The organism is Xenorhabdus aichiensis, assembly GCF_028598775.1.
GTDB classification, from domain to species: Bacteria; Pseudomonadota; Gammaproteobacteria; order Enterobacterales; family Enterobacteriaceae; genus Xenorhabdus; species Xenorhabdus bovienii.
In genome coordinates, this window is sequence record NZ_JAQRFO010000024.1 from 28405 (window position 1) to 40841 (window position 12437).

Annotated in this window: 11 protein-coding genes; 6 read left to right on the forward strand and 5 right to left on the reverse strand. The window is 43.4% G+C overall.

The window, feature by feature from the left end:
• Positions 1-14 precede the first annotated feature (14 nt).
• Complete coding sequence (gene hemA / locus PSI22_RS12020) at positions 15-1277, reverse strand: glutamyl-tRNA reductase (RefSeq protein WP_273579951.1); 1263 nt, start codon at positions 1275-1277, stop codon at positions 15-17.
• 260 nt (positions 1278-1537) lie between these two features.
• Here hemA and lolB point away from each other — a divergent pair, with 260 nt between their 5' ends.
• The 4 genes from lolB to PSI22_RS12040 all read left to right on the forward strand — a co-directional run bounded on the left by lolB (position 1538) and on the right by PSI22_RS12040 (position 6688).
• Entirely contained in the window at positions 1538-2155 is a 618-nt protein-coding gene (lolB, locus tag PSI22_RS12025) for a lipoprotein insertase outer membrane protein LolB (protein WP_273579952.1), read from the forward strand.
• Positions 2155-3048 carry a 4-(cytidine 5'-diphospho)-2-C-methyl-D-erythritol kinase gene (gene ispE / locus PSI22_RS12030; protein WP_273579953.1) on the forward strand — a complete coding sequence of 298 codons (894 nt, stop codon included), beginning with the start codon at positions 2155-2157 and terminating at the stop codon, positions 3046-3048. Before lolB ends, ispE begins: the two co-directional genes overlap by 1 nt.
• Positions 3049-3106: 58 nt before the next feature.
• Complete coding sequence (gene prs / locus PSI22_RS12035; RefSeq protein ID WP_012988643.1) at positions 3107-4054, forward strand: ribose-phosphate diphosphokinase; 948 nt, start codon at positions 3107-3109, stop codon at positions 4052-4054.
• A 651-nt stretch (positions 4055-4705) separates the two neighbouring features.
• Positions 4706-6688 carry an autotransporter outer membrane beta-barrel domain-containing protein gene (locus PSI22_RS12040; RefSeq protein ID WP_273579954.1) on the forward strand — a complete coding sequence of 661 codons (1983 nt, stop codon included), beginning with the start codon at positions 4706-4708 and terminating at the stop codon, positions 6686-6688.
• Positions 6689-6755: 67 nt separating this feature from the next.
• On the opposite strand, the gene ychH is transcribed toward PSI22_RS12040, so the two are convergent.
• A complete protein-coding gene (gene ychH / locus PSI22_RS12045; protein ID WP_038195692.1) occupies positions 6756-7031 on the reverse strand; it encodes a stress-induced protein YchH in 276 nt (91 codons plus the stop codon).
• Between the two features lie 331 nt (positions 7032-7362).
• On the opposite strand from ychH, the gene pth reads away from it, so the two are divergent.
• Positions 7363-7953: an aminoacyl-tRNA hydrolase gene (pth, locus tag PSI22_RS12050; protein ID WP_038254112.1), complete on the forward strand. Its 591-nt coding sequence runs from the start codon at positions 7363-7365 to the stop codon at positions 7951-7953.
• A gap of 112 nt (positions 7954-8065) precedes the next feature.
• On the forward strand, positions 8066-9157 hold the full coding sequence (gene ychF, locus PSI22_RS12055) for a redox-regulated ATPase YchF (protein WP_238100282.1): 1092 nt from the start codon (positions 8066-8068) through the stop codon (positions 9155-9157).
• A 98-nt stretch (positions 9158-9255) separates the two neighbouring features.
• Here ychF and PSI22_RS12060 read toward each other — a convergent pair whose 3' ends face one another.
• From PSI22_RS12060 to PSI22_RS12070, 3 genes are all read right to left on the reverse strand, one after another.
• The gene (locus PSI22_RS12060; RefSeq protein ID WP_273579955.1) at positions 9256-9597 is read right to left on the reverse strand and encodes a hypothetical protein; all 342 of its coding nucleotides are present in this window, start codon (positions 9595-9597) and stop codon (positions 9256-9258) included.
• A gap of 239 nt (positions 9598-9836) precedes the next feature.
• On the reverse strand, positions 9837-11075 hold the full coding sequence (locus tag PSI22_RS12065) for an MFS transporter (RefSeq protein ID WP_273579956.1): 1239 nt from the start codon (positions 11073-11075) through the stop codon (positions 9837-9839).
• A gap of 187 nt (positions 11076-11262) precedes the next feature.
• Positions 11263-12414 (reverse strand): aminoacyl--tRNA ligase-related protein, encoded by a 1152-nt coding sequence (locus tag PSI22_RS12070; protein WP_273579957.1) that lies wholly within the window; start codon positions 12412-12414, stop codon positions 11263-11265.
• Between the last annotated feature and the right edge of the window lie 23 nt (positions 12415-12437).

Below are 12437 nucleotides of genomic sequence, written 5' to 3' on the forward strand. Positions count from 1 at the left end.
TAATTCGAATAGGGTTAGTTATGATCCAGCCCAAGGCTGTCCCGTAAGAGATTCAGGCGTTCCAAATCGCCATCACTGGCCGCCTGTTGAAGTGATTTAGTGGGTGTATGGAGCAGACGATTCGTCAATTGGTGAGTCAACTGGTTGATGATCTGTTCAGCATCAGCACCCTGCCTGATGGACATCAATGCTTTTGCTGTCATCTCAGCCCTGACTTTTTCTGCCTGTTCCCGATATTCCCGGATTGTATTGACCGCCCCTTGAGAGCGCAACCAATCCATGAAATAGCGGCTTTCCTGCTGCACAATGCCTTCCGCGACAACAGCGGCAGCTTTACGTTGAGCCAGATTTTGCTGAATAATAGCCTGTAAATCGTCAACACTGTATAAATAAACATCGCTCAATTTTTCGACGTCCGGTTCAATATCGCGAGGAACAGCAATATCAATCAGTAACATCGGCTGATTGCGGCGGACTTTCAACGCCCGCTCGACCATGCCTTTACCGATAATCGGCAGTGGGCTGGCGGTAGAACTGATCACAATATCGGCTTCTGCCAGCCGGGTATCGATTTCGGACAAGGAAATAACCTCCGCATTCACTTGACTGGCGAGTGCCTGCGCCCGCTCTTTTGTGCGGTTGGCAATCATCATGTGACGCACACGGTGTTCCTTGAGATGGCGAGCCACCAATTCAATCGTTTCCCCTGCCCCCACCAGCAGAATATTCAATTTAGACAGGGATTCGAAAATCTGCCGGGCGAGCGTACAGGCAGCAAAAGCCACGGAAACCGCATTTGCGCCAATTTCCGTTTCTGTTCTGACCCGCTTAGCAACTGAAAAAGATTTCTGGAACAGACGCTCCAACTCCCCTGACAGGGATTGATAATTCTGCGACTCGGCAAAGGCTTTCTTTACCTGCCCCAGAATCTGTGGTTCCCCAAGTACCAGCGAATCGAGACCACTCGCCACTCGCATCAAGTGGCTGACGGCGTCATTATCCAAATGCCAATAAAGGCTGGCTTTCAGATCGTCAGGATTGAGCTGGTGATACTCACACAACCAACTGATTAATTGCTCTTTTAAATTATCCTGCTGCTCGACGCTGAGATAGAGTTCAGTGCGGTTGCAGGTTGACAGCACAACGCCACCTCGCACCAGCGGCTGCTGGAGCAAGTTATCAAGCGCAAGCCCGATTGTGTCAGGAGAAAATGCCACCCGCTCACGTAAGGAAACAGGCGCGGTTTTATGATTGATACCGAGTGCTAATAAAGTCATTTTAACTGCGTTGAGTTATCACGGGAATCAATCTCATGATAATATTAATAACCATTCTCATGAAACTCACACCCTTCATAAGGACTCTCATTGGATGAGCATTCTACTTGATGCATCAATTCAATAAAAGTCAATCGGACGGCTATGCCGTAATTTATTCGAGAAATGTTGACAAAATTTCGCTAAATTATCACCTTGATTATAGACTTGGATGGCGCATTAGTTACCCATCAGACTATTTTATTGCTAAGGGTTACTGAATGAAAACATCATCATTTTTTCGCTTACTTCCCCTCTCTGCGGTTCTGCTGACAGCCTGTACCGTCACACAGCCTCCTACAGGTACAGGTTCCGCCAATTCTCCGCAATGGCATACCCGTGAACAACAACTGCAAAAACTGAAAAATTACCAGACCCGAGGCTCTTTTGCTTATCTGGCAAATGAAAAGAAAGTCTATGCCCGCTTTTTCTGGCAACAGTATTCGCCTGATAACTATAAATTGTTGCTGCTTAATCCACTAGGTACAACAGAATTGGAATTATTCGTCCAGCCGAATATGATTCAGCTTACTGACAATAAGGGTAAAAAATACCTCAGTGATGCTCCTGAGGCATTAATTTATCAGCTTACCGATATGAATATTCCTCTGAATAATCTGAAAAACTGGATTATCGGCTTACCCGGCGATGCCAAAGATTTTCAGTTAGATGAGAATTACCTGCTCAAATCGGTGAGTAGCAAGAAAAATGGTGAGATCTGGAAAGTCAATTATCAGGGTTATGATGCTTCTACCATGCCAGCGTTGCCTAATCGATTGGAACTCACTCAGGGCAAGAACCGCATAAAATTGAAAATGGATAACTGGACAACCCAATAATGACGTTGACTTGGCCTTCTCCGGCAAAATTGAATTTATTCTTGTATATTACTGGCCAACGACCTGATGGCTACCACGAACTGCAAACGCTGTTCCAGTTTCTGGACTATGGCGACGAGATCACGATTACCCCCCGCCAGGATAATCAAATCCACCTGCTGACGTCCGTTGAAGGCGTCGCCCATGACGATAATCTGATCGTCCGGGCTGCCCGATTATTGCAGAATCATTTATTACAAAATCAGTTATTGCAGAATAATAGTCAGGGAACCGAACATCTGGGCGCCGATATCCACATCGATAAATGCCTGCCAATGGGGGGAGGTCTGGGTGGTGGTTCTTCTAATGCCGCGACAGTACTGATTGCCTTGAACTACCACTGGCAAGCCAATTTGTCCGATAATGAACTGGCACAGCTTGGCATCAGCCTTGGCGCAGACGTTCCCGTATTTGTTAAAGGCCATGCCGCTTTTGCCGAAGGCATCGGGGAAAAACTCCGGCCGGCATCACCGGAAGAAAAATGGTTTCTGGTTGCTCATCCCGGAATTGAGATTTCAACTCCGACGATCTTCACAGATCCTGAATTAAAAAGAAATTCGCCGATTCGTTCTCTACCCGCATTATTACAGGCACCATTCACAAATGATTGTGAATCAATCGCAAGAAAACGTTTTCGTGAGGTTGAACAGCTTCTTTCATGGCTGCTAGAATACGCACCGTCGCGCCTGACCGGAACCGGTGCGTGTGTTTTCGGCGAGTTCGAATCAGAAGCATCGGCCCGTAAGGTGTTAAATCAATCCCCAGAGTGGATGCAGGGCTTTGTTGCGCGTGGAGTCAACATTTCACCATTGCATACATTCCGCTCTGGGATATACATGTTATTGAACCAATGAACAATAATGTTCGATTGGTCAACAATATCTCTCTGGACGCAAGCCTGAGGTTTTTCTCGTGCCCGATATGAAGCTTTTTGCTGGTAATGCCACCCCTGAACTAGCACAACGTGTTGCCAACCGCCTGTACACTAGCCTTGGAGACGCTGCCGTCGGTCGTTTTAGCGACGGTGAAGTCAGTGTTCAAATCAATGAAAATGTACGCGGTGGTGATGTATTCATCATCCAGTCCACCTGTGCACCAACCAATGACAACCTGATGGAATTGGTCGTTATGGTCGATGCGCTTCGTCGCGCTTCTGCCGGACGTATTACTGCCGTTATTCCTTACTTCGGTTACGCCCGTCAGGATCGCCGTGTCCGTTCAGCACGTGTGCCTATCACTGCTAAAGTCGTTGCGGACTTTTTGTCCAGCGTTGGGGTAGACCGCGTTCTTACGGTTGACCTACACGCCGAGCAGATCCAAGGTTTCTTTGATGTTCCGGTTGATAATGTATTTGGTAGCCCAATCCTTCTGGAAGATATGCTTCAGAAAGGCCTGGAAAACCCAATTGTTGTCTCTCCAGACATTGGTGGTGTTGTTCGCGCCCGTGCAATCGCCAAACTGTTAAATGATACGGATATGGCCATCATTGATAAACGTCGCCCACGTGCAAACGTTTCTCAAGTCATGCATATCATTGGTGACGTCGCTGGCCGTGACTGCGTTCTGGTTGATGACATGATCGACACAGGTGGCACACTGTGTAAAGCTGCTGAGGCATTGAAAGAGCGTGGAGCGAAACGGGTGTTTGCTTATGCAACCCACCCTATCTTTTCTGGTAATGCAGTAGAAAACATCAAGAACTCAGTGATAGATGAATTTATCGTTTGTGACACCATTCCTCTGTCTGCTGAGATCAAAGCGTTGAATAAAGTTCGCACTCTGACACTGTCTGGCATGCTTGCTGAAGCTATCCGTCGTATCAGCAATGAAGAGTCAATCTCTGCAATGTTTGAGCACTAATTTTAAGTTTTAGCACTTATTTTAAGCGCTAACTTATTCAAGTGATTAAATAAATCATTGCCTGAAAAAACCCGTTGACGCATCCGCAGCAACGGGTTTTTTCCGTCATTTTAATACACATAGTCAATATTTCTTTGTTAATTAATCACAAATATAAATAATCACAATGATTAAATAATCATTTTTATCAATACGTTAATCTAACCAACACTTATCATCCCCAACAGAGTTTGCACTCTGAGCATGCGTTCAAGAAAAAGACATCATCATATACGAACAATAAATCATCTGGTACGTCCAGTACCCTAACTCCCGAACAATTCTGGTGTGTTATTACCGTTACTGCTAATCTGCCGGACAATCGGTAGCGGCTATTGTGACTTTTTATCGTCATATCTGACAGTCTAAAAAGTATGCTTTTGCATCATATTTTATATAAAAAGCCCAAAGTGATATGGAATATAGTTAACAGGGAATCATCTTTAATCAAAGACAGTAGTTGTCAATAAATCATCTATATAACATAAATTTATTTAAAGTCTTTAGCACATCAGCGCCTCTAACTTCGCAAAGAGAAGTATCGCCTGAATTTTGCCATTGCATGGCAATAACGCTGATAAATAAAAAATTACTTTTTATGGAGAAGAGCCAATGAAAAAAGCATTTTTATTCACACCTGCTCTATTAGCGCTTTCAATCAGTGCCATTTCCAATGCCCATGCTTATAACAACACCTATGTCTTTGGCGATAGCCTGAGTGATAGCGGGAATAATGGGCGATATACCACAGATGGGAAAACCAGTCAGCTTTATGGTGAGTATGTTGCTCAACATATTACTGGTAGTAAACCCACCGCTTCCAAAGATGGTGGCACCAACTACGCCCAAGGCGGTGCTACTGCTATTGAATCATTAAACCCTAAATATAATACCGCCGAACAAGTCAAAAACTATCTGGCTGCACATAATAACCGTGCGGATGCCAATGGCGTATATATTCACTGGATAGGTGGTAATGATCTCGCAGCCGCTTTGATGGCTGGCCAAAAGAATCCACTTGATGCTTATAATATTGTCAACATGAGTGCCACTGCCGCCGGAGAACAGATTAATCAGTTGGTTGGCGCCGGCGCTGGCTTAATCATTGCACCGACTGTACCTGATGTTGGTATCACACCTAGGCTACTGGAAACGGTGATTGAAGGCGGATTAAAAAAAGTAGGCGCTTCTGATTCGACGATCAAACAGACATTGGAAAAAATCCACCAGGAAATTAATGAAAATCCTATCCCCAATAACGAGATCCGTAATCTGGCTATCCAACAAGTTTTCCACAAATTAGCGCAAAAAGCAGCAGAATTAAAACCTGACCTAAATGCTGATGAAGTTGAAAAACAGCTTAACGCGGAATATAAAGTAGCCAATGAGGGTGCCACAAAACTAACCAATAACTACAATAATCTGGTAGATGACAAAATCAGCCAGAGCAATGGCAATATTATGCGTGTCGATGCCAACGGTCTGCTGAAGGAAGTGATCGCAAATCCTCTGATTTACGGTATTGAGAATACTCTGGGCTATGCTTGCGCACAAGGAAAGGAAGCCAAAGAATGCTCTGCCACAGACCCACAAACAGACCCACAATATGACAAGAGCAAGCCGTTTTTATTCACTGACAACTTCCACCCAACCCCGCTTGGCCATCTCATACTGGGTCAATATATTGAATCCATCTACAATGCGCCATCACAGGTCATGACCCTGAATCAAGTCAACCGTATCCCCGTCAAAGGTGTTCGCGCTTCCCTTGATGGTCACCTGCAACAACTTCGCAATGGTGGCAATGCTCAGGGTAAAATTGGCATCTTTGGCGGCTACACAGGCAGCCACAACAACACCTTCACACTGGGTGGTGATTATCAGCTCACTGATAACCTGCTGCTGGGTGCTGTATATTCTAACTATAAGGATGAACGCACCTCTGCCTCCAATTTCACGCATGAAGGACGTGCTCACGTAGTGACAACTTACGCGTTGTGGAACTTCTATGACAAAGGTTGGTTAAGTGGCGATCTCCATTATTCAAACAACAAATACGATAGTCTGACACGTAGCATTCAGTTAGGTCAGGCGACACGCCGGGAAACCGGTTCTACCACCGGTAAACAATGGGGTGGACGCCTCACGGCAGGCTGGGATATCGCTGTCACCAATCAAATCACCACCAGCCCGATTATCCAGTATGCGTGGGATAAAGGTGATATCAAAGGCTACCGTGAATCCGGCGACAACAGCACCTCCATGCATTTTGCTGATCAAGACTACACTTCCAAAGTCGGCACACTGGGCTGGCGTGTGGATACTCAGTTAGGCCGCATCAATCCTTATGCCTCTGTCCAGTTTAATCACGAATTCGGTGATACACGCTATAAACTTCGCAGCGCCATCAATTCCACCAAGACTTCCTTTGTGCGAGAAAGTGGCAAACAGAACACTGACTGGCGTCAATATACTGTCGGTGTGAACGCTAACCTGTTCAATAACTGGCGCGGCTTCGCTTCTGTAACCCGTAACGAGGGTAACTCTCAGGAGCATAACTACAATTTCAGTCTGGGCATCAACGCCAGCTTCTGATACAAGCAAAAAGGCAAGGTGGTCATCAATAACCGCCTTGCCTAGATGTCAATAATAATATAAGAGATCATGAGGTTCTGTGTTTTTTACGGCGATAACGCTCGTCATAATTCTTCAACCACCAATACTTATCAGTAACCTGCTCACGCCCACCGATACTGGCACCCGCCAACCAAACCAATGCACCAACAAATAAACCCATCAATGAGATACCTGTGGCCAATCCAGACTGGTCTAAACTAAACACATGACTGAGCAATACATAAGACAAACTAATCAGCATTGCCGCCATCCCTAACCCCATAAAAATGTTACCGAGAATGAAAGCATTTTTACGTTTCATCACCAACCTCCAATACTTTTCTGAACTCAATTTACAAACGAAACGAACTCAAAAGCACGAAAGTAGATACATTCTTGGTTATATTATAGCCTTATTATCTAAAAGGTTATTGCGGCGGCGATCACAAGTTGTACAAATCTCAACGCATTTTTACACTTCACCGAAAGGGGATTCAGCAACAATAATTTGACCCCCATGTTTAACACATTGAACAACTATTAAGGAATAACGAACCCTCCCTTTCAATATCATAATGAGTTTTGTACTCAAGCCTTGAGGCAGGTAAACTAAACCCCTTTTTTATTTTATTGCCAATAAGTGAACGAAGACTGTGAGTAACATAAAATTAATCGTTGGTCTGGCAAACCCTGGGGCTGAATACGCACAGACCAGACATAATGCCGGAGCATGGTTTGTCGATTTGTTAGCGCAACGCCACAGACAACCCCTGAAAGAAGAGAGTAAATTTTTCGGCTATACCGCCCGCATCAACCTGAATGGGCAGGATGTTCGCCTGCTGGTGCCAGCAACTTTCATGAACCTCAGCGGCAAATCAGTCCTTGCCCTCGCCGGATTCTACCGCATCCAGCCGGATGAAATTCTGGTCGCGCACGATGAACTTGATCTGCCACCCGGCGTAGCAAAAATGAAACTGGGGGGCAGTAACGGTGGCCATAACGGTTTGAAAGACATTCAGAACAAGTTCAGTAATAACCCTAACTTCCACCGTCTGCGCATTGGCATCGGCCATCCGGGTGACAAAAATAAAGTGGTGGGTTTTGTACTTGGCAAGCCTCCTGCCAGTGAGCAGAAGCTGATCGATGATGCCATTGATGAAGCACTGAGTTGCACGGACATTCTGATGAAAGATGGCATGAACAAGGCCATTAACCGTCTGCATGCTTTTAAAGCCAGCGCTTAACAGGCTGTGCGTGGCGTGGCTGGTTATTGCGTGTATAATAGCGCCAATTTTGTATAACTCACCAACAGGCATCTTGCCCGCTGGTTTATAAGTGATCTGAGGTAATAAATTTATGGGATTCAAATGCGGTATCGTTGGCCTGCCTAACGTTGGGAAATCTACATTATTCAATGCGCTGACCAAAGCAGGTATCGAAGCAGCAAACTTCCCTTTCTGCACTATCGAGCCAAACACCGGTGTTGTGCCGATGCCAGACTCACGTCTTGACCAATTGGCTGAAATCGTCAAACCCCAGCGCATACTACCAACCACGATGGAATTCGTGGATATTGCAGGTCTGGTGAAAGGTGCCTCAAAAGGCGAAGGTCTGGGCAACCAATTCCTGACCAACATTCGTGAAACAGAAGCTATCGGTCACGTTGTGCGCTGCTTCGAAAACGACAATATCATTCACGTTTCCGGTCAGGTTGATCCGGCCTCAGACATCGAAATTATCAATACCGAACTGGCACTGGCGGATCTGGATACTTGTGAACGTGCCATCCACCGCGTTCAGAAAAAAGCTAAAGGTGGCGATAAAGACGCTAAAGCGGAACTGGAAGCACTGGAAAAATGTCTTCCTCACCTTGAGCAGGCAGGTATGCTGCGCGCCTTAGACCTGAGTGCGGAAGAAAAAGCAGCGATTCGCTACCTCAGCTTCCTGACTTTGAAACCAACCATGTACATTGCCAACGTCAATGAAGATGGTTTTGAGAATAACCCACATCTGGATACCGTTCGCGCCATTGCAGAAACAGAAGGTTCTGTGGTTGTTCCGGTTTGCGCTGCTATTGAATCAGATATCGCTGAACTGGAAGATGGCGACCGTGAAGAATTCATGGCTGAACTGGGTCTGGAAGAACCGGGCCTGAACCGTGTCATTCGCGCTGGCTATCAATTACTGAACCTGCAAACTTACTTCACCGCTGGCGTAAAAGAAGTTCGCGCATGGACGATCCCGGTTGGTGCCACAGCGCCACAGGCAGCGGGTAAAATCCACACCGACTTCGAAAAAGGCTTTATCCGTGCCCAGACCATCGCGTTTGAAGATTTCATCAATTACAAAGGTGAACAAGGCGCGAAAGAAGCCGGCAAAATGCGTGCTGAAGGTAAAGACTACATCGTTAAAGATGGCGATGTGATGAACTTCTTGTTTAACGTCTGATTTATTGCTCATTCCTCTCAGCATCGCATGATGGCTTAGGGGATTGATTAAAATACCTAAAATCCGCGTGGTTGAGCGGATTTTAGTTTTTACTGCGACTAACTTTGTCTTACCATCCCATCAGCATATTTAACCTCATCAATCGCATCGGCAATCGCTTTCAAGCTACGTTGAATATCATCTTCGGTGGTAGCCCAAGAGCTGACACTCAAACGAATGGCCTCTTGCCCCTGCCATATTGTTTGCCCAAACCAGCATTCACCTGACTGCTGAACTTTTTGCAGCATAGCTCGCTGCAAGGTTATATCTGGCAAACACGCAACCACCTGATTGAGAACAATTTCATTAAGCACTTTAAAACCAAGTAATTCTAGCCCCTCAGCCAGCATTTTTGCGTACAAACAGCAGCGTTCAATCAGCACCTGAATCCCTTGCATCATGATCATCTCATCACCATTTAAGGTGGTGACTTCAATGAGCCTAAGCGTATGTTGAGGCTGGAACTCAGCGGTAAAGTATTTGTATAGTAACGCAATCTTACCCCTTTATTCATCATTGACGGGCCGGGGAAGCCCTTACAGTAGGATATTTTCCATTTTTCAAGTGGAGTCCTATATGAGCTCTCTTCTGCTTTTTAGAAATACCCGCTAATCAAAAATTATCTTATTGATTCACTTCTCTAAGTTCTTAAAGATTTATATTTGTTATCCATAGCAATAAACCCAAATGCAGCCAACATGGCAATAGACACTATAAGTAACCATGTGTATTGATATCCAAATTTATCGATTGTGAAACCAATTAATACAAAACTTGGCATAAGCAAAATATTGCGCATGGACGTTGAAAAACTTTGAATTCTACCTCTATGACTTTTTGGTGATTGATTGGCTAAATATATACCTTCCTTAGTATAAAGAAGAACTTCACCAGCAGATAAGAAGAACCATGCGATAAATTGCATTGGTATAGTTGGGCTTGACATTACAACTAAGTAACCAACTGCGAAAATAACACTTGAATACGCAAGGCTTATAATGTCCGACTTGGAGGCAGTCAATTTCATTAATATAGGTGTTATTGCAACAACGACTAAGCAGGAAAAAGTGCAGAGCTGTCCAAATAGAATAGGGCCATGAGTATCAAATATATAGTTCAAATACAGCGGACTAGCCATAGTCATTTGATTCATAACTACCCACATTAGAGAGCAAAAAAATGTAAAAAAAATAATTCTTGGTCTCTCGGATAGTACTGTCCAAACGGTACCAGTGACTGGTTTTTCCAATTCGATATTCAATAGCTGAGTTTGGCACGTTCCCCTTTCTTTAACACTAGAATTAACTCCAAAAAGAACTGTTAATATTCCTATCAGAGCAGCTAAACCGTTTCCCCAGAATATCCAACTTGTATAACTCCAAAATAGATATCCAGCAAGAAGTGGACCTACTGCTGAACCTAAATTAAAAGCAAGATAACTTAAGGACATTACAGCATCGCGGTTCCTGGGGCTTGATAAGTCAGCAACCAATGCGTTACTTGCTGGGAGTGCTAGACCAAAAAAGAAATATGTTCCGAATAAGAACAAAGGTATGACTATAGGGTCATATACAAAAAAGCCACATACTATCAATATAAGAGAACCGACTAGCTCGCCAAATACCAAAACTCGCTTATGACCCATACTATCTGAAAATTTACCTCCTAGCATACTACCGATAAAATATGAACCAGTAACCCCCATTGTTAACGCTCCAGCGATTGTTACAGAGTAATCGAGTTTCTCAGTCAGTAACAACATCATAAAAGGTAGAATAAAATTTCCTAAACCAAGAATAAATCTCGCTATAGCGATGAAATAGATATTTGATGATAACCCTCGATAAATTGAGATTGCTCCCATCATTTTATTTATCATTATTCTTCCTTTATTATAAGTTAAATATGTGTCATTAAAAAATATCAAAACCAATTAGATGTTATTTCTTAAACTTGCAAAATAAGTTAATTTAATTACATGATTTCCGTATAATTATATTATTACATCATGCGTGCCTCGCGCCATTTCATTATTTTTTATAGCGAGAAACATAATTTATATCGAATCAATTTTGTGAATATGGTTGGATATTAAAGCGACTACAGCTTTCCTTTTTAATATCGGATATCTGGAATGCTTCTTTTAAAAACGTGCCAGCATTCCTGTGCTTGACAAATACTTCCTGATTGCTAATAAAGAGTTTTTGAGGAATACCAAGGTAATCAGCGAAACGTTCTTTTTCGAATACCTGAGTCTTGCATCGATCATCTATCAACATTCGATCTGGTGGGATTTGTAAGCAATTTGCAAACTCCAAGCACCTCGATATATCTTCATCTCGTAGGGGAATTATAGCAGTATCAAATGGGCGTACTGGCTTTGGTAAGTTGAACCCTTTATTATCTCGATAGCAATCGAGGATAACAAAAAATAACCGTTGAAGCCCCAGCCCATAAGTTACGAATTGGGCGTTCATATTCCTATTTGAATTGCTGCAATAGCGGGCTATCACTTTTTTTTCTTGACCATATTCATACGCCATTGCCAAACTCACAGCAGAAACATCATTAAAGAGTTCCTCACCATCAGTATGAATATAGAAATACTCGTAAAATTTACTCTCTTCATTATAAGTGTACTCTATAGGTATAGAAAATACATTGGCTAAATGTAGTGTGTATTTATGAAAGAACTCAATAGCCAATTCCTTTTCAGATACCCTCTCATGTAAACAAGCACCAGCAAGCATTCTGAACTCTCTTGTTTTGAGAATACCTTGAACCTGGCTGAGCTGCCGATAAAATTTGGCGGAAAACATCATTTTTATTGGTAGTTGTCTGTAACTTTGAAGCCCCTCCTTAAGGAAATTTAATAATAACGGTTCTGGAGTTGATAGCAAATGATAGCGTTCCATTTTACCTTTCAGGAAGACAAATTGATCTAGAAAACCGTCATGGAATTTCTCACCCAATGATAAGATATCAGTCGGGATTATTTGGGTCATATCTATATGGTTGAATTCAAATTTTTCCGCCTCTTTAATACAGCAACGCTCAATAGCAGTTAATATCTTATTACCAATAGGTAAGAATAAGGGTATTCCCTTTTCTACCATTTGGTAAAAAGGCCCAGAATTCAATAAAGACATAGTTGAATTCTGGTTTAGAATTTTAGGTAATCGATATTTTTCAAGGAATAATTGTTTAGTTAGCCTCACGTGAACCTCCAATATTATTGATT

Coding starts and splice junctions, on each gene's coding strand:
- ispE (WP_273579953.1), top strand. CDS start 2,155: ATGACGTTGACTTGGCCTTCTCCGGCAAAATTGAATTTATTCTTGTAT.
- ychF (WP_238100282.1), top strand. CDS start 8,066: ATGGGATTCAAATGCGGTATCGTTGGCCTGCCTAACGTTGGGAAATCT.
- PSI22_RS12040 (WP_273579954.1), top strand. CDS start 4,706: ATGAAAAAAGCATTTTTATTCACACCTGCTCTATTAGCGCTTTCAATC.
- PSI22_RS12065 (WP_273579956.1), bottom strand. CDS start 11,075: ATGATAAATAAAATGATGGGAGCAATCTCAATTTATCGAGGGTTATCA.
- lolB (WP_273579952.1), top strand. CDS start 1,538: ATGAAAACATCATCATTTTTTCGCTTACTTCCCCTCTCTGCGGTTCTG.
- hemA (WP_273579951.1), bottom strand. CDS start 1,277: ATGACTTTATTAGCACTCGGTATCAATCATAAAACCGCGCCTGTTTCC.
- PSI22_RS12060 (WP_273579955.1), bottom strand. CDS start 9,597: ATGATGCAAGGGATTCAGGTGCTGATTGAACGCTGCTGTTTGTACGCA.
- ychH (WP_038195692.1), bottom strand. CDS start 7,031: ATGAAACGTAAAAATGCTTTCATTCTCGGTAACATTTTTATGGGGTTA.